The organism is Elusimicrobiota bacterium (assembly GCA_026388095.1).
Classification (GTDB): Bacteria; Elusimicrobiota; Elusimicrobia; order UBA1565; family UBA9628; genus UBA9628.
Genome location: JAPLKL010000041.1, coordinates 19,902 through 36,251, shown reverse-complemented (window position 1 = coordinate 36,251; position 16,350 = coordinate 19,902). Strand labels below are relative to the sequence as shown.

General features: G+C 66.5%; 14 protein-coding genes. 8 read left to right on the top strand and 6 right to left on the bottom strand.

The window, feature by feature from the left end:
* Nucleotides 1-4 precede the first annotated feature (4 nt).
* The 3 genes from NTY77_09455 (at nt 5) to NTY77_09445 (ending at nt 4,944) form a co-directional block, all read left to right on the top strand.
* Complete coding sequence (locus NTY77_09455) at nt 5-1,642, top strand: hypothetical protein (GenBank protein ID MCX5795706.1); 1,638 nt, start codon at nt 5-7, stop codon at nt 1,640-1,642.
* A 57-nt stretch (nt 1,643-1,699) separates the two neighbouring features.
* Entirely contained in the window at nt 1,700-3,433 is a 1,734-nt protein-coding gene (locus NTY77_09450; GenBank protein ID MCX5795705.1) for a hypothetical protein, read from the top strand.
* Nucleotides 3,434-4,095: 662 nt separating this feature from the next.
* Nucleotides 4,096-4,944: a caspase family protein gene (locus tag NTY77_09445; protein ID MCX5795704.1), complete on the top strand. Its 849-nt coding sequence runs from the start codon at nt 4,096-4,098 to the stop codon at nt 4,942-4,944.
* A 92-nt stretch (nt 4,945-5,036) separates the two neighbouring features.
* Here NTY77_09445 and NTY77_09440 read toward each other — a convergent pair whose 3' ends face one another.
* Both NTY77_09440 and NTY77_09435 read right to left on the bottom strand, forming a co-directional pair.
* A complete protein-coding gene (locus NTY77_09440) occupies nt 5,037-5,717 on the bottom strand; it encodes a hypothetical protein (protein ID MCX5795703.1) in 681 nt (226 codons plus the stop codon).
* The gene (locus tag NTY77_09435; GenBank protein MCX5795702.1) at nt 5,710-6,837 is read right to left on the bottom strand and encodes a hypothetical protein; all 1,128 of its coding nucleotides are present in this window, start codon (nt 6,835-6,837) and stop codon (nt 5,710-5,712) included. Before NTY77_09435 ends, NTY77_09440 begins: the two co-directional genes overlap by 8 nt.
* Before the next feature lie 217 nt (nt 6,838-7,054).
* Here NTY77_09435 and NTY77_09430 point away from each other — a divergent pair, with 217 nt between their 5' ends.
* Nucleotides 7,055-8,989 (top strand): hypothetical protein, encoded by a 1,935-nt coding sequence (locus tag NTY77_09430; protein ID MCX5795701.1) that lies wholly within the window; start codon nt 7,055-7,057, stop codon nt 8,987-8,989.
* 41 nt (nt 8,990-9,030) lie between these two features.
* On the opposite strand, the gene NTY77_09425 is transcribed toward NTY77_09430, so the two are convergent.
* Genes NTY77_09425 through NTY77_09410 form a run of 4 tightly spaced genes read right to left on the bottom strand, consistent with a single transcriptional unit; the run spans nt 9,031 to nt 13,141 of the window.
* The gene (locus NTY77_09425) at nt 9,031-9,582 is read right to left on the bottom strand and encodes an SRPBCC family protein (protein MCX5795700.1); all 552 of its coding nucleotides are present in this window, start codon (nt 9,580-9,582) and stop codon (nt 9,031-9,033) included.
* A gap of 54 nt (nt 9,583-9,636) precedes the next feature.
* A complete protein-coding gene (locus NTY77_09420) occupies nt 9,637-11,559 on the bottom strand; it encodes a beta-ketoacyl-[acyl-carrier-protein] synthase family protein (protein MCX5795699.1) in 1,923 nt (640 codons plus the stop codon).
* Nucleotides 11,556-12,839, bottom strand: a complete 1,284-nt coding sequence (locus NTY77_09415; protein ID MCX5795698.1) for a cobalamin-dependent protein — start codon at nt 12,837-12,839, stop codon at nt 11,556-11,558. The genes NTY77_09420 and NTY77_09415 overlap by 4 nt, the downstream gene beginning before the upstream one ends.
* Before the next feature lie 29 nt (nt 12,840-12,868).
* Entirely contained in the window at nt 12,869-13,141 is a 273-nt protein-coding gene (locus NTY77_09410) for a phosphopantetheine-binding protein (protein MCX5795697.1), read from the bottom strand.
* Between the two features lie 73 nt (nt 13,142-13,214).
* On the opposite strand from NTY77_09410, the gene NTY77_09405 reads away from it, so the two are divergent.
* Genes NTY77_09405 through NTY77_09390 form a run of 4 tightly spaced genes read left to right on the top strand, consistent with a single transcriptional unit; the run spans nt 13,215 to nt 16,258 of the window.
* On the top strand, nt 13,215-14,057 hold the full coding sequence (locus NTY77_09405; protein ID MCX5795696.1) for a methyltransferase domain-containing protein: 843 nt from the start codon (nt 13,215-13,217) through the stop codon (nt 14,055-14,057).
* A gap of 13 nt (nt 14,058-14,070) precedes the next feature.
* Nucleotides 14,071-15,009 (top strand): lysophospholipid acyltransferase family protein, encoded by a 939-nt coding sequence (locus NTY77_09400; GenBank protein ID MCX5795695.1) that lies wholly within the window; start codon nt 14,071-14,073, stop codon nt 15,007-15,009.
* Complete coding sequence (locus NTY77_09395; GenBank protein MCX5795694.1) at nt 15,006-15,431, top strand: hypothetical protein; 426 nt, start codon at nt 15,006-15,008, stop codon at nt 15,429-15,431. The genes NTY77_09400 and NTY77_09395 overlap by 4 nt, the downstream gene beginning before the upstream one ends.
* Nucleotides 15,428-16,258: a hypothetical protein gene (locus tag NTY77_09390; protein ID MCX5795693.1), complete on the top strand. Its 831-nt coding sequence runs from the start codon at nt 15,428-15,430 to the stop codon at nt 16,256-16,258. Before NTY77_09395 ends, NTY77_09390 begins: the two co-directional genes overlap by 4 nt.
* The last annotated feature ends 92 nt before the right edge of the window (nt 16,259-16,350 follow it).

Sequence of the window (16,350 nt, the reverse complement as noted above, 5' to 3'; positions counted from 1 at the left end):
CGCTATGGGCCAAGAAACCGATCTTCCTAAAATCAACCCGGAAGTGAACCGGGAAGAGAAGAAGCGCAGCGGCTTGGCGGCGCTCCTGTTCCGCTTGGGCATCGGGACCGAGGCCGGCGGCGGCGCGGCCGGACTCGGCGCGGTCGGCGGCGGCGGAGCCGGGGGCCTGGGCGGCCTGCTGGGCGCGGGGATCAGCGGCGGCCTGCTGGCCACCAAAGCCGGCATCATAGGCTTGATCCTGGTCGGGACCACGGTGGCGGGCTCCTTGGGAGTGGTCGCCTACAAGCTCTTCGGCCCCACGGCCGCGGACCGCAGCGACGCCAGCTTCACATCCCTTTTCGCGCCCAAGCCCCAGAACCAGGCTGGCGCGGGCGGGCAGGACAGCTCCGCATCGGCCAACGGGGCCTCCAAATCCTTGCAATTCCTCGTGGATGCCAACTCCAAGGGCCAAGCTGCGCCGCAGGAGCAGGCCGCGCCGGAGGCTGCAGCCGCGCCGGCCGCCCCCTCGGCCTCGGCCGCCGCCGTGCCGCCGCCGCTCAGGAACGACAATGTCGGAGGCAGCACCATCGCCAAGCTCAAGATGGACCATAAGATCGGAGACCTGACCAAGGGCGCGACCTCGGGCTCGGGCGGCTCGGTCTCCCTTCCCGCCGCCGGGGGACCGGCGGGCAACGCTTCGCTTCTGGCCAAAGCCAACCGCGGCAATCTGGGCGCCAACACCGCATCCCACGGGGCGAGCGGCCTGCAGGCCTTGCGCTCGGGCCGCGCCTTGGGCAGCAGCGGAGTCGTCAGGCAGCTCAGCGCGGTGCACCACGACCAGAAGGGCGCGACGAGCAGCATGGGCGCGGGCCGCACCTATGATGGCAATACCGCGCAGGCCGCGTCGCCGTCGGCGGAAAGCCCCTCGGCCGCGCAGGAGGGGGCGCATGACAGAAATCCGTCGGTCAATCCCTCCGGCGGCGGCTCGCCTGACAGTCAATTCGGGTCTTCAGTGCCCGCGGTCACCGGCAAGAACGTCACGCCTTGGCAGGCGGCCATCAACACCGCCATGATGCTGGTGATGGCTTCGGCCATGATCTTGTTCATGGCTTCGAAGATCGGCAGCATGCAGGGATTGTCTCTTGGGTTGGCAAAGGCCATCATCATCCTATTGGCTATCATCGCCGCCGCGCTGGCAGCGAAGGTCGTCTCCCTGGGCGCGGAGATCGGCGGAGGCAAGTTCGGTCAGCAATTGCAGGGGCAGATGCTGGCTCTGGCGGGAGGCTGCCTCATAGCGACTTCGGCCGTCCTCATCGTCAGCGCGGCAGGCGCTAAAGCCGAAGGCGATCCTGTTAAAGCAGGAGACCCGATCAAGGGGAGCGATCCGGCCGCGAATTATGATGCGGCCGGCGCAACTAAGGCGAACGCCACAGCCGACGACAAAGCCTTGGCTACGGCCATGGGCGGCAACACCCATCTCCTCATGATGGTCTGCGGCGGTGCCGCTTTGGCCGCCACGGCTTGGGCTTATATGGCTCCGAAGAAGTCATACGAGGCGAGTTTGTTCAAGGACGGCAGGCCGCCGGACTGGGACCATCCTTACCAGTCGTCGCAGGTGGTCAGGCCGCCTTCGCAGGGGATTTTGGACCGGTATTTGGTCTAGGTCAGGAGAACCGCCATGGACACTAAACAAGTCGCTCCGCAGATCCCGGAGCTGAAATTGGCCAAGGTCGGGGACGACCGCCGGAAGAAGAAGGGCGGAGCCTTCTGGCACAGCGGCGCCGGCGCGGCGGGCCGCAGCGGCGGCGGCGGCATCTGGGGCTCGGTCTCCGGCATCATGAGCCAGTCCGCGCTCAAGATCGTGGTCACTTTGCTGGCGGGCGCGGTGGGCGTCGGCGCCTATAACGCGGGCAAGGGCTTGAGGCCGGATGAGAGCAAGTTCGAAAGGAAGCCGCAGCTCTTCGCTTCCAAGAACGAGAAGCCCAAGTACGAGGGAGACCTTTCCAAGCTTCCGGGCGGGACGGTCTCGGGGCAGAACAGCGTCACCATGGTTTCGGGCAGTCTGGACGGTTTGACCGCTGAGGAGCGCGCGGCCAGGGCTGCCAAGGCTGAGGCGGATGCCAAGGCGGCGGCCGAAGCCCAGGCCAAGGCCGACGCGGAGGCCAAGGCGAAGGAGGAGGCTAACGTCCCGGCTGGGCCTGACCCGTCCGCTCTGGCCGCGGCGCAGGCGGCTGCGGCCGAGAAGGAGAAGGCGGCTGCGTTCAGCCGTAAGTTCGGAGAGCTCAGCAAGGGGGGCAGCGGCTTGTCCGGAGGCGGGGGGATGGCGGGCGGGATCGGGCAGGGCTTTGCCCAGGTGAAGCCTAACCCGGGGGCTGCCGGCGCCCTGTCCACTTTGGGCAGCAAACGAATGGGTGCGGGCTCTTCGTCTTCCCGGATCTCGACGGGCCGGAACCCGGGCCGGAGCCTGGCCCAGAGACAGCTTAACCGTGCTGTCCAGGGCGCCAGGCAGATGAAGGCTGGCGCCAACGAGACTCGTTCGGATGCGTCGCGAGTGCCTTTCGACACCGGTTCCGGGGATAGCCAGTTGCTCAGCGGGTCCGGGGGGGGATTGGGTGGCGGCCCCCGCGCAGGGGCCAAGGATTCTAATCCTTCCTCAGGGGGTGGTGGAGGTAGCGGGGCCCCGGTGGGTGCCGGCGGCAACGTCGGTTCGGGCGGGCCTGATGACTGCGGCACTTTGGCGTCGCAGTACGGCTGGCATGGGGACTTCGTCAATTCGGCGGACGGGGGCTGCGTACTCAAGCAAGGTAACGTGGCCGGTACCGGGAAGGATGATCCGACGAACCAGTATTTCGACATGCTGAAGATCCTGTCCCTTATAGCCACCATCCTCAGCGTCTTCCTGCTCCTTGCTGGGTTCCTGCAGAAGAGCGTCGTGCCGGCGACCATGATGTTGGGCTTCGCGATGGCAAAGGTCTGCGGCGTGATGCTCTGCGCGGTCGGCGCCCTGATAGCGATTCTGGGCTTGATGGTAGCCGGCATGGGCCGCAAGCCAGAGGGTACGATCTTCGCGATCATGGGTACCCTGACTTCAATCGCCGGGTACATGGCGTATGCGAGCGCGGACAAGGCCTCGGCAGACGCCAAAGCCGTCGAGTCGGCTGGGAAAGAGCAGACAGCGGCCGAGAGGACATTCATGGACCAGGGAGGACATGCTTCTGGGAATACCGGATATGGGATATCTAATCCCAATGGTCTGACTGAGGCACAGACGTCATCCATGGCCAACCTTCCCTCTAGCACCACTGGGGCGTCAATCACTGCCAACCAAGGTGTCATGTCCGCAGGAAATACTTCGTTAGGCATGGGGAGCCTCGGCACTGGATCGAACCTCTATGGCGATTTCCACAATGTGGATCCTCGCCACTGGAATCCAGACACGCAGCAGTGGGACTAGTCTCCGGGTCGTAGCAGCACGGTAGCACGAGCCAAGCGCTCAAGCCGCTGAGAGCGGCGTGAGCATTTGGCTCGCGCCTTTTTGTCCTGGGACTGGTGTAGTATAATGGTTGCATCATGACGATAATGAGAACTGATCTTTCTTTGCGGAAAATATTGGCGGTCCTGCCGCTTCTTATCGTTGCATTGTCCTGGAGCGGCTCCAAATCGGTGCTGGCGGGTGAGGAAGCAGGGACTTGCCAGAAGAATGGCGGGCCTTTGACCTTCGGCGTCGTGATGGATGATAATCTGCCTGGCAATGCGTTCGCGGCTATGGTCGAAGGCTGTTCTCGAATCTGCGGTAGCAGCATAGTGCAAGTCGCGGCATTGGATGCAGCTCCTGCTCATGATGTGACTATTCTCTTCCGCGACCAAGGCGCCAGGTTCGACGTATTGTCGACTTATTCCAAGCAGACGCTCTCTATGGCGCGATCGCCTCGTCCTGAATCGGATATGCGCGCTTGGGCTGGTGCTGGGGCGGAAATCTGCGGTCTTTTTTCTCCGGGCTCCAAATTCCACTCCCGCATCGTTGCCCAACGGCGTTCGTCACCCCTGAAGGAGTGGAGGATTGTCTCTGCGCAACCTCCAAGACTCCCTGTCCGCGAGGCAGAGAAGGCCAGCCCGATGTCTCAGCCAGTGGCGGAGCAGGTGAGCGCTCCGAAGCCAGTTCAGCCGACGCAGGAAGTCTACCCGGATGTTGGCCAGCCGGCTTACAGACTCCCTCAGAAAGACGGCGATTTCGCTGTGGTGGTGGGTATAGAAAAATACTCCAACGACCTCCCCGACGCCCAGTTCGCCGAGCGCGACGCCCAAGCCGTCAAGAACCACCTGCTCGCCCTCGGCGTCCCCGAGCGCAACATCAAGTTCCTGGTCGGTCCGCGGGCCACTCTCTCGGGGTTGGCCTCCTATACCGAGGACTGGCTGTCGCGCAACGTCAAGGAAGGAGGCCGGGTCTTCTTCTATTTCTCGGGCCACGGCGCCCCGGACCCGGAGTCCGGCCAAGCCTACCTCGTCCCCTGGGATGGCAACCCCAGCTTCCTCGACAAGACCGCCTACCCCCTCAAGAAGCTCTACGCCAAGCTGGGCGGCCTCAAGGCCAAGCAGGTCATCGTGGCCTTGGATGCCTGTTTCTCGGGTGCGGGCGGACGCTCGGTTTTGGCCAAGGGCACGCGGCCTTTGGTCAACAAGGTCGACATGGACGTCGCCCCCAACGGCAAACTCGTTCTCTTCGCCGCCACCTCAGCCAAGGAGACCACCAGCACTTTGGATGACCAAGGCCACGGGATATTCACCTACTACTTCCTCAAGGGGCTGGGGGGCGAGGCCAAGGATAAGTCCGGCGCAATCACCATGCGCGGACTCTACGACTACCTCAAGCCTAAGGTGCAGGATGCGGCCAGCAGACAGAACCGGGACCAGACGCCAATGTTGGAAGGCGCTGGGCAGGATGCTGAGTTGGTCCGGTTCAAATAGGGCAATATTCTCCGTAGCTTTGCCAGATTGCGGTCAGGCATGACCGTCTCTCCTCGGACAAGGTGGATTCTCCTGGAGGCCCTGCACTGCGTTCACGGCCTGTTTGCGGGCCCGCCCCAAGAATCCTCAGCTAGCTTCTCGGCGGCTTCGGCGCTGAGCGCGCCCACCAACGCCCTGATCTCGTAGGCCGGAGGAGCCCCCTCGGCCCGCGCCTTGCGGCGCAGAGTTTTCTGCCAGAACGGCGCCTGCACGGTACGGCCTTCGGCATTAGCCCGGGCCGCGGAAAGCTCGACGCCCACAGCATACTCCCTGTTGCCGTCCTTGCGGATGCGCATCTCCGCCTCCAGGACCTTGCCGTAGACGATCGCCGTTTCGTCTTTGAATTCCTCGGGCGCCCCGATGTAGCGCACGCTCGCATAACGCCCCGTGCGCGCCAGCTCCTGGGCCAGGACCCGCGCCAGAGCCGCCCCGTCCACCCGGCCCAAATGGTTCGAGTCCGCGCCCAGCTCGCAGACCAACCCGCCGCCGTTGGCCGACGCCTCGCGGCGCAGCGCCGCCGCGTAAGGCGAAGCCCCCCGGGTGTCTTCGAAAGACAGGACCGCGACCCGCTCCAAAGACTGGCTTGAGGCCTGCTCGCCTTCCGCAATCGGATTGGGCGGATACACGAAAGGCACTTCCCGCCACACCGAGATCACGGACAACGCCATGAAGGCCGAGAGCGCGCACAGGCTCGCCAGGAACATCGAGCCGTCTATTTTGCGTTGTTCAGGCATCGGACCTCGGGCCCTTCCAGCGATACCTCCCGAACATGATCCTTTCGATCCAGCCCCTGCGCAGCAGGACCCCGAGCCGGCGCTTGGCGGCATCGGCGCCCAGGCCGGTCGCCTTCATGATGTCCGAACGGGAGAATTCCCCGGCCGCTTTGCAGGCGGCGGCCACGGCATCGAGATCGCCCTGAGAGTCATCCGACCCATCGTCCGGCGTCCGGTCGTCCTCTGCCGGCGGCGGAGAGGGGATCGGAGGTCTCGGGGCCGACCCCAAAGGATTCCAACCCAGGAAGGTCGGCACCCGGCCCAGGCCGTAGATCGCGAGAACCCAGAGCAAAGTCCCGGTCAGGTGTTGGGGCATGACCATGAGATTGTCGGAGCTGATGAGCGTCAGGCCCTTGAGCAGCACCGCCACGCCCAGCCAAGTCAGCACCCACATCAAGCCCCAGCGCGGCGAGTCCGCCTCAGGGTCGGTCCATTTGCGCCATTGGTTGGTCCCGGCGTAAGCCGCAAGCGCGAGCCTGTAGGCGAAATGGATGTCGATGTAGGATCGGTTCGGCGGGGCGATGCCCTCGCGGAGGATGTCGAAAAGGCAGATGGCGCCCAGGACGTCCACCGCCAGCCCGAGCTCCTTCATGATCTTGAGCTTCGCCTCGGGCAAGGGGGGGCGGTCGAGGTCCTTGCCCAGGCCAAAAGGCCGGTAGCCGTTCAGCCTCGTCAGCGTCGAGACTTTGCTGAAGACGTAGTAGCCTATGACCCAGCATAGGGTGCTGTTGAGACTCGCGGGCTGGATGGGGGGAGGAGACCACAGCCTGCCCACTTCCAGGGCGTTCAAGAAAACGGGAAGAGCAAGCCAGGCGAGAACGAAGAAACGGCCGCCGAGCGAGGGCTTGGCGTCGGGGTCGCTCCATTGATGCCCCTGGCGGACCGCCGCGTAGATGCCCAGCACGCCCTTGTAGATGCTCAGCACGGGGATGGAGGTGTGGTACAGGTAGGCGCCCAGGGCTTCCCTGAGGGCGTCGAAAAGGCATAAGAGGCCTATGGCGCCGGCGGCAAACCCGATGCCGGCTACGACATTGCCGAAATCAGGCGGAACCGGCTCGGCGAGGTCTGGGGGTTGGGTCAAGGGCTCTCCCGGGGCAGATTATAGCAAGCTGGACGGCTCCCGCCACCCGCCCACTACCCGCCCACTACCCGCCCATTGGCGGCAAAGTAAAATTATAGTAAACGCGATTGTTTCTATTGACAATCGCCAAGTCGGGGGCTAAACTGACCATGGTGGGTCCCGGTTGCCCGTCCTGACCTTTATCGAGGAGGAAGGACCCCATACGAGGGATATCAATATGGCCGAGACAAACAAGGACGATACCAAGCTCCCGAACCAGAAGATTCCCGACGCCGAGATTCCCGACCTCAAGAAGAAAGAGCGCAAGAAGGGCGGGTTGTCTTGGGGCAGCAGCAAAGAGGGAGCGAAAGCTTTCCAGGGCGCCAAAGGCGCCGCCGGCGAGGCCGGAGAGGCCGCTGAGGCGGCATTGGGCGGCGCACGGGGCGCTGCCGGCGCCGCCGGTGAGGCCGGCGAGGCCCTTGCAGCGGGCGGCGCACGGGGCGCTGCCGGCGCAGCAGGCGCTGCGGGCGCCGAGGGCGCCGCGGGAGCCGGGGGAGCCGGGGGCGGGTTCTTCGGCAACCTCATGGCCCGCATCGGCGGTTTCTTGGGACGGCTCACCGCACCTTTGCGCGCTGCCCTGGGCAACCTCGCCGGGGCCGTGCGCGGTGTCCTGGGCGAGCTCACCGCGACCGTGCTGGGCAAGGTCGCGGTCCTGGCCGTAGCCGCGCTCATGATCGGCGGGATCGCGGCCATCGCCTACAAGCTTCTGGCCGGAAACAACCAACCGACGCCCGAGCTGGCACTGGGAGACATCAGCTCCACGATGAAGATCCGGAACGATACGGACGATTCCCGCCTGCAGTACGCGGCCAAGTCCGCCAACGGCCAACTCGATTGGGAGAACAAATCCGTCGGGACCGACGACGTCAAGGCCGCCGGCGAAAAGGAACAGGCCGCCAAGGACGATGCCGCCAAGGCCAAGGCCGAGGCTGATGCCCAGGCCGCCGCGGCTCTGCGCGAAGGCGGAATGGGGGCAGAGAGGACCATGATGCAGCCGCATCTCAGCGGCGGCGCGGGCAGTTTCGGCGCGAACAGCATATTCGGCGGAGGCGGCAACTCCCTCGGCGGCGGCAGCGGCGGCGGCCAGGGCATCGTGCCGAATTACGCGGGCACCAGCGGCAAGCTGGGCAAGCCCGGACAGGCCCCGGCCACGACCGGCAAGGGCGGGACTCTGCAGGCGAAGAACATCCGCAAGAGCGGCTCCATGCCCCTGAAGCACCTGGCCAGCGGCAACAGCAAGAGCCTGGCTCTGCTGCGCGGCATGGCGTCGACTTACAACCCCGCCATGATGAACGGAGGCAAGGCCGCTGATTACAGAGCGGCCGCGGCTCAGTCCCAGTTCGAAGCGACCGATCTCACCGGCAACCCCAAACCCCCGGAATCGCCGACCGACGCCACCGGCACCGGCAGCGGCACCGGCAGCGGCACCGGCAGCGGCAGCGGCACCGGCAGCGGTTCCGGGACCGGCTCCGGCACCGGCACGGGCTATACGCCCACCATCGAGCAGTGCCGCACCGACGGCTACTGGAAGGACAATCATTGCGTCTACGAGAGCGTCAGGCACCATGACTCGACGGCCTGGAAGGATGATGTCGAGGACGCGAAGAGCAACATGAACCTGTGCATGATCCTGCTGACCATCGCCGGGATCATCGCCGTGATCGGCGGCTATTGGGCCAAGACCTGCTGCTCTTATATCGGGTGGATACTCTTCGCCATTGCGCTGGGCTGCGCCGCGGGCGCGATCGCCTGCGCGGGCAAGATCGTCGAGGACGGCAAGAAGATCAACGACAAGGGCGGCAAGCCGCTGGGAGACACGTATACGAAGATGGGGAACACGTTCATCCTATGCGGCATCGGTTCCATCATCATGAGCTTCTTCACCCAGTTCTTCTGGGCCAACACCTTGATCTTGTCCATCATCGTGTTCCTCCCGGCGCTGATGGCCCTCTGCACGGGCCTGCTGAGCCCGCCGCCTCCCGACGTGCCCACCCCGGATACGCCCGAGGAGGTGAGCTGTCCGAAGGGCCAGGCGCCTGTGGATAGCAAGAACCCGGACTCGGGCTGCAAGGACTTCGCACCCGCCAACCCCGACGACGCCGGCCGCCTGTAGCTAGCTCGCCGAGGCAGGCGTCGCAAGCCAGGGCCGCCTGATCAGGTGGCCTTCGGCTTTTCGAAGGATTGGGCGAAGCGGCTTGTGAATCCCTCGACCGAGCTGCGCATGGCGGAGCGCCCGGGGATGACGTAGAGCAAGGAGAGCAGCGGACCCATGATGGGATGGGTGAACGCCGCCTCCATCCGGAAGGTGAATCTGGTCTCCAGGTCCGAGACCGGGGCCACCTCGGCGCTGCAGGCGAAGCTCACGGCTCCCAAGGTCCCCATCAGGTTCGCCGCCCGGTCGTTCATCTTGTTTTTCGAATTGACCACGGACTTCGGGTTCCAGCCTTCGAAAGAGAGGTCCAGGCGCTTGGGCGGGTCCCAGGCGGTGACGCGCAAGGTTTGCTTGAGGACCCCGCCCCCGAAGAGGCCGAAACGCATCTCGGTGCCTTCGCCGCCCAGCAGGCGCATGGTGTCGCCCAGGGCGATCTTGGCGTCCTTCGGGATGTGCGCCCACAGCAATTCGTCCCAACGCTCGAACTCGATGAGGCGGTACCAGACGGTCCTGGCAGGGACCAAAAGGGAGACGGAGTCTTCAACTATAGCCATGGCCATATTCTGACACGCGCGAAGGCCGTTGTCAACCTGAGCCAAAGCCCTTCTTCAGGGGCTCAGGGAGATGCTGATGCGGCCGCCCCACAGACCCCTGGCCTCGTGGCGGACCCGGGCGCCGGCCGCGGCCCGGCGCACCGCCTCCCAGAGTCCGTCAGGCGCGGCCTCGGCCCGGCCCGCGGGGTCGAAGGATTCTTCCCAGGAGCCGATCTCGGCATAGATCCTGGCCCCGCGGGCCAAGGCGCCCTCCCGGGTCTCCACGACGAAGATGATGCCGCCCTCGGGCAGGGCGGGAAGGCCGGGCGCCGGCCCGGGCGCGGCCCAGACTCCGCCGGCCAGCACGATGCCGCGGCCGCGCCTGGACAGGAAGTCGCAGGCCGCGGCCAATGCGGTCTCTCCGCCCGGGAATGAGCCGGCCAGGCTCTTGTTGATGAGCTTGAGGCCCAGCAGGATGGCGGTGCGGCTGGCGGCCGCGTTGGCGAGGATGGAGGGGAACAGCATGGGCTCGACCCCCGAAGGGCCGAGCGTGACCAGGTCGGTCTCGAAGCGCAGCTGGCTTTCCAGTTCGCCCGAACTCTCCAGCACGAGTCCCACCCCCGGCTGGGGCCCGGAAGTCCCGAGCCGGGCATCCTGGAGCGCCTGCCGCGCGGCGATCAAGGCGTACGCCATGGGCTTGTCCATGAAGCGCAGATCCTTGTCCGGCAAGAGCGCCTCGGCCAAGGCCAGGGGCTGGGGGTCTCTCGTCATCGCCATGCCGGTGATCACGAGCCTCGGGAGAGCCGCGGGCGAAGCCGCGGCCGGGGGCCGCCCCGGCTTGGCCAGAGCGATCACCGCATTGGCCCCGCCGAAGGCGAAGCCGTTGGAGAGGATGACCCGCGGGTCCGCCCGGCGGGGCCCCTCGGCGACGTAGTCCAGGTCGCAGTCCGCGTCGCCCGGCGTGAAATTGGCCGTGGGCGGCAACAGGCCCGTCTCCAAGGCCAGCGCGCACGCCGCGGCCTCCAAGGCCGTGGCCGCGCCCATGCCGTGGCCCAGGACGGCCTTGATGGAGGAAACGGGGATCTTGGCCGCAGCCACGCCGAAGACCCGCTTGATCGCCGCGGTCTCCGTCTTGTCGTTGGCGGACGTGCCCGTGCCGTGGGCGCTGATGTAATCCACGTCCCCGGGCTTCAGCCCCGAATCCTCCAGGCACGCCTCCAGCGCCCTGACCACGCCGTCCAGGTCCGGCATGGTCACGTGGAAGGCGTCGGAGCTCATGCCGTAGCCCAGCATCTCGGCGTAGATGCGCGCTCCGCGGTCCACGGCCCTTTCCCACTCCTCCAGGACGAGGATGGCGCAGCCTTCAGCCGGGATGAGCCCGCGGCGCCCCTTGGAGAACGGGGCGCAGCGCTCCGGCGCGACGGCCAGAAGGCGGTTGAAGCCGGCATAGGTGATCTCGTTGAACACGTCCACCCCTCCGGCCAGCATCGCGTCGATCCGGCCGCGGGCGATCTGCTCGAAGGCGTGGGCCAAAGCGAAATTCCCGGCGGCGCAGGCCGAGGTCAGCATGGCGTTGGGCCCGCTCAGGCCGAGCTCGCGCGCCACGGCGGCGGGGATGGCGCCTGGAAAATGCGGGAAGGCCTCGCGCATGAGCTCCGCAGGGCTCGACCCGCGCGCGGCGCGGGCCAGGGCCTGCTCGATGAAGGCGGAGTCGCCCAAGGTGGTGCCCAAGGCGATGCCGGCGCGCCAGGGCGAGGGCGCGCTCGCGTCGGCCAAGGCTTGCCGCGCGGCATCCAGCGCGAAGGCCACGGCGCCGCGCTCCACGGCATCCTTGACCTCGCAGCCCAGATGCGTGCGATAGGCTTCTGTCGAGAAGCTCTTGACCGGGGCCGCGCCGGACTTGCCGGAAAGCAAGGCCTCCCAAAAGGCCGTCTTGCCGCGGCCGACGGCCGATACGACGCCCAGCCCGGTGATCGCGACCCGCCGCAGGGCCGTCATCTCACCGGGCCCCAGGGGACTTCGCCGCCCGAGACCGGGGCGGGGATAAGACCGGGCGCCTGGGCGCAGAGCTGGCGCAGAGGATCGCCGGGACGGCCTTGGAGCCTGCGGAAAAGCCTAGACATCCTGGCCGGCTGGGTCTCGTGCCGGTAGTATTCCCGCCAAAGATAGCGGCAGCCCTCGCTCAATTGCTCGGCGGTCATGCGCGCCGGCCGGAAGACCGCGTGGGCTCCGTTGTAGCGACCCCAATCCTCGTGCAGCAGGCGCCCCTCTTGACGCAGCCGCTCGAAGAGGGGGGAGCCGGGGATGGGCGTCAGGATGGAAAACTCGGCCATGTCCACCTGGTTCTGGAGCAGGAAATCAAGGAGCCTCTGGAAGATGTCCGGGCCTTGGTGGTCGCCGCCGAGGACCACGGCGGCCTCCACGCCGATGCCCTGCTCGCGCAGCCTGCGGATGCGCTGCGCCAGGGCCGGCGAGGGTCCCAGGACGGGCTGATACACGTACCAGCAGCCGCAGCGGGACGCCAGCTTGAGGATGTCCGGCCGATCCGAGATCGGATTGCCCACCCAGGCCTTGCCGGCGTCCCGGAGCGCCGGGAAAAGGCGCCGTTCGTGCGCCGCGCTCTGCTGCGGCGAGACATCCACCAGATAGAGGCGTTCTCCTCGCATGCGGCCCAGCTCCTCGGCGATGGCCCGGGCCGGCCGGGGACGGAAACGGCGCCCGTGGACGCTCGGGATCAGGCACCATTCGGAACAACGCTCTCCGCAGCCCCGGCTCGTCTCCAGCAGCTCCAGCATCCGCACGCCCCGGTAGGCGTAGCGGTCTATGTCGAGGAGGTCCCGCCTGGGCAGCGGGATCTCGCCGGGGCGCGCCGGCGAGGGGCGGCGATATAAGGGCTGGAGCCGACCTTGGGCCGCGTCGCGCACCACCTGCTCCCAGACCCCTTCGGCCTCTCCCACGACCACCGCGTCCGCGTGCCGGCCTGCCAGCTCCAAGGCGCAGCCCGCGGAGATGCCGCCGATGACCACGGGGACGCCCCGGGCCCGGAACCGGTCGGCCCAGGCCAGCGCCCGGGGCAGTTGGCTGACCATGAGCAGCGAGATGCCGACCAGGTCCGCCGGGGCTTCGGCGTCGACGGGCGCGATGTTCTCATCGCTGATGGAGACCTCGTGGCCGGGCGGGGTCAGGGCCGCCACGAGCGTGACGCCCAAGGGAGGAAACACGTACCGGCTTTGGAACTCGAGCCTTTCCCAAGCCGGGAAGATCAGTCGGATCTGCAAGGGTCGGAGCGGCGGGGCGGCGGCGCGCGTCAGTCCTTCGGCCAATGTCTCCTGGCGACCTTGATGAACCCGCCGAGATCGTCCAGCTCTCTTAGCTCATCGTCGGGTATCTTCAGCTTGTATTTCTTTTCCATGGTCGCCATGAGCTGCAGGATGTCCAGCGAATCGATCCCGAGCTGGGTGGTCAACGACACCCCCTCCTTGATCTGGTCCGGCTTGATGGGGGACTTCTTGCGGGCGAGAACGTCCGCGATCATCTGCAGCGCCTCGCGCCGCAGCACAGCCTCGTTGAATTCAGCCATGAGCTCTTCCCTCTTGGAAATCGCTTTTGCGATGCCGGAAGGAATTATATGATAAAATCGGACCTAAAATAGCATGGACACCATCTCCCGCATCATACGCGCCTATCGGCCGGACGGGCCCTACCGGGTCTTGCCCGCGAGCGTTTTGAGGCGGCTCTACTCCAAGTGGCGGCTGGACCCGAGGACGGCGCATCCCTGGGCCTTCGACGCCGAGTCCCTGGCGCATTTCCGGCAAAAAGGCGTCCGAGCGCTTTTCGAGGCCCTTGAGCTGACCCCCCGCTGCAAGGTCCTGAGCCTTGGGGAGGGCAACGGCGCCCCCTCCCGCTTGTGCGCCAAGCTTTACGGCTGCCATGTGACGGGCGTGGACGTCAGCCCCCTGCAGGTCGCCAACGCCAAGGGTTGCGCCGCCCTGCACGGCGTGGAAAAACTCGTCGATTACGTCCGGCAGGACGTTCATGAGCTCGACCTGGGCGGCCGCAGGTTCGACCGCCTCTACGCCAACGAGACCGCCATCCATTGGGAGCACAAGGAGCTCGCCCTCCGGCGGGCCTTGAGATACCTCAAGCCGGGGGCCTTGGCGGGCTTCAACGAGTGGCTGCGGGGGGACGCCGGAGACCTCGACGAGGCCTGGCGCAGGCTTCCGCGCCATCGGCCGATGTACTACCACGGCATCTGGTTCCAATTCTCCTTGGGAGAGTTCCGCGCCCTTCTCGAGCGCTTGGGCTTCAAGATCCTGCGCTGCGAGGAGCTGACCGACGAAGTCGACGCAAGCATGCGGCAATGGCTGGGGGTGCTGGAGAGATCGGGCGGAGTCCTGGAGGCCGGCGACCGGCTGGGGATCCCGTATCTCAAGGCCATGCTCAAGACCCACTACCGCTACCTGCGCTACGGGCGCGTCATCGCCCGGGCGCCCTGAAATCCAGCGCCGGATGCGAGACCCGAGTTCCTGCCTTTACAACCTCTTTGGATCCCTGGCCGGCAAAGAGTTCGCCGACTCGGTGGTCCGCAAGGGCCTGGCGCTGCTCTTCCGCAATCTCCGGATGGGCCGGGAGATCCGCGGCAATCTGCGCCGCGTCCTCTCCTATACGCGCAAAAGAGAGCCCGAGCCGGCGGAGTTGGACTCCATCATCGATGAGATGGCGGGCCTTTATGCGCGGTCGCTGATCAACCAATTCTCCTTCGTTCCCCATGAAGATCATCGGGCCTATGAGGGCAAGGCCGAGCCGGAACTCCTGCCGGTCCTCAAGGGCCTTCTGGCCGAGAAGAGGGGCGCCATACTGGCCTCGCCCCATTTCGGCGACACGCTCCTCATGGCGATCTCATTGGCCGACCTGGGCGTGCCGCTCAGCTTCATGTCCCTTTACGCCGAGCCCGGCCGGCCGGCCGCCGGGCCGGCGAGGAACCTCCGCTTCATCAGCGTGGGCTGGGCGGCGGCGCATTGCCTCAGGGCCTTGCGCGACAACGAGACGGTCCTGCTTCTCGCCGACATCGAGTATTTCCCGGACGGCCGCACAATGGATTTTTTTGGCGCGCCTTTCACCCCGCCGCAGGGCATCGCCAAGCTCGCCTTGGCCGCCCAGGCGCCCATCCTGCCCGTCTACCCCGTATTCCGGGGCGGGCGCCATCACCTCGTCTGCGACGAGCCGATCCGCCTGGACGGCGAGCCCTCCCCGGAAGACCTGGAGCGGCGCATCCTGCGCTCGATGGAGAGCGCCATCGGCCGCTATCCCGCCCACTGGTTCGTCTTCAGCGACATGTGGGACCTCGAGGCCGCCGCCCGCAAGAACCGCCAGGCGTTCCGGGAGCTCCGGTTCCGCGAGCGGCTGGACTCCTGGCTCGGCGGCCGGCGCGGCAAAGCATCTTTATGATCGGCGGACCTTCGGACCCCGTCCGTCGGATGCAGGGGGGGATCTTCATCACCGCCGGAGCGGCGCACGTCCTGCTGATGATATTCGCCTCGCTCTACACCTTGGGGAAGTTCCCCGGGCTCGTCATCAGCACCCACAGGTGGCACATGGCCTATTCGAGCGTCTCATTCTACGTGGTCTTCGTCAGCGCCGCGATGATCATCATGCAGCATTTCAAGACGGAGGTGTTCCTGCCCCAGGCTATCCTGGATCTCCTGGCCGGCGCGGTCCCGTTCCATGCCCTTTTTTGGGCGGCGCGGCGGATCTTGGCGCGTTGGGAGATCACGCCCTGGATATCCCTCCTGCCCGGGCTCTTCCTGGTCTATTGCGGCCTCAAGCTGTGGCGAGGCCGGGCGCTGTCCCGGAGCCTGGAGTTCGATTGACCCATGGGATGAGCGGCGGCCTGGCGCGCCCGGATGCGCTGTGGGCCCGCGCGGCCGCGGTCTACCGCGAGAGATGGAAAGTCGTGCTCGCCGTCATCCTGCTGGGCAACGCCGCGATCCTGGCCGCCTTCCTCGCCGCCTGCGCGTCGTTCATGGGCGCTTTCTTCTTCGCGCGCGGCATGGCCGATGTGGTGGGGCTCACGGCCATGATGTCGGCGGCGGCCTTCGCCGCGGCCGTCCTCGTTTGGAGCCAAGCGGCCTTGCTCTGGGCGGCGGCCGAGCCGGGGGGCTTGCAGGTTTGCCTCGAAGCCGCTTGGCGCAAGCTGCCCGGCTTCTTGCTGACCTGCTGCCTCTATCTCGCCGCCTGCATCGGCGGCTTCTTCCTCCTGGTCCTGCCGGGCTTGCTGGCCAGCTTTTGGCTGGCCTTCGCCCCGCTCATCTATCTGACCGAGGACGTCGGCCCCCTGGATGCGCTGCTCAAGAGCGTCCACTATGTGCGGGGCCGGTCCGTGGCCGTGGCCGGCCTGCTGTGCCTGGCCAGCGCCGCGGGCGGCCTGCCGGGCTTCGTGCCGGTAGCCGGAGCGGTGCTGCAGATGCTGGCCTGGCCTTTCGTGCTGATGAACGTGGCCGCGCTGCTCGCGGAGCTGCGCCGGCTGCGCGGAGGCGAGCCTTTCGCGCCTGCGCCGCGGCTGAAGCTCATGCTGTTCTGCTGCATGGCCGGCTGCCTCATCCCGATCGGCCTGGCGCCCTGGGCTTTGCCCTGGCTTTGGCGATATGCGGCCGGCCATGCCGGGCTCGTGATGCAATGGCTCCTGCGGGGCAGGTAAAAATATAGTAATTATCATGGTTTCCATTGACAAATAGGGCTTCGGGGGCTAAACTCAACTTGGCGGGTCTCTTCCGCCGTCCATGACCGATG

What these genes read in the sequence shown, in the direction of transcription:
- NTY77_09445 (MCX5795704.1), top strand. Translation starts at nt 4,096, where the DNA reads ATGTCTCAGCCAGTGGCGGAGCAGGTGAGCGCTCCGAAGCCAGTTCAG.
- NTY77_09440 (MCX5795703.1), bottom strand. Translation starts at nt 5,717, where the DNA reads ATGCCTGAACAACGCAAAATAGACGGCTCGATGTTCCTGGCGAGCCTG.
- NTY77_09395 (MCX5795694.1), top strand. Translation starts at nt 15,006, where the DNA reads ATGATCGGCGGACCTTCGGACCCCGTCCGTCGGATGCAGGGGGGGATC.
- NTY77_09410 (MCX5795697.1), bottom strand. Translation starts at nt 13,141, where the DNA reads ATGGCTGAATTCAACGAGGCTGTGCTGCGGCGCGAGGCGCTGCAGATG.
- NTY77_09430 (MCX5795701.1), top strand. Translation starts at nt 7,055, where the DNA reads ATGGCCGAGACAAACAAGGACGATACCAAGCTCCCGAACCAGAAGATT.
- NTY77_09405 (MCX5795696.1), top strand. Translation starts at nt 13,215, where the DNA reads ATGGACACCATCTCCCGCATCATACGCGCCTATCGGCCGGACGGGCCC.
- NTY77_09425 (MCX5795700.1), bottom strand. Translation starts at nt 9,582, where the DNA reads ATGGCTATAGTTGAAGACTCCGTCTCCCTTTTGGTCCCTGCCAGGACC.
- NTY77_09400 (MCX5795695.1), top strand. Translation starts at nt 14,071, where the DNA reads ATGCGAGACCCGAGTTCCTGCCTTTACAACCTCTTTGGATCCCTGGCC.
- NTY77_09455 (MCX5795706.1), top strand. Translation starts at nt 5, where the DNA reads ATGGGCCAAGAAACCGATCTTCCTAAAATCAACCCGGAAGTGAACCGG.
- NTY77_09420 (MCX5795699.1), bottom strand. Translation starts at nt 11,559, where the DNA reads ATGACGGCCCTGCGGCGGGTCGCGATCACCGGGCTGGGCGTCGTATCG.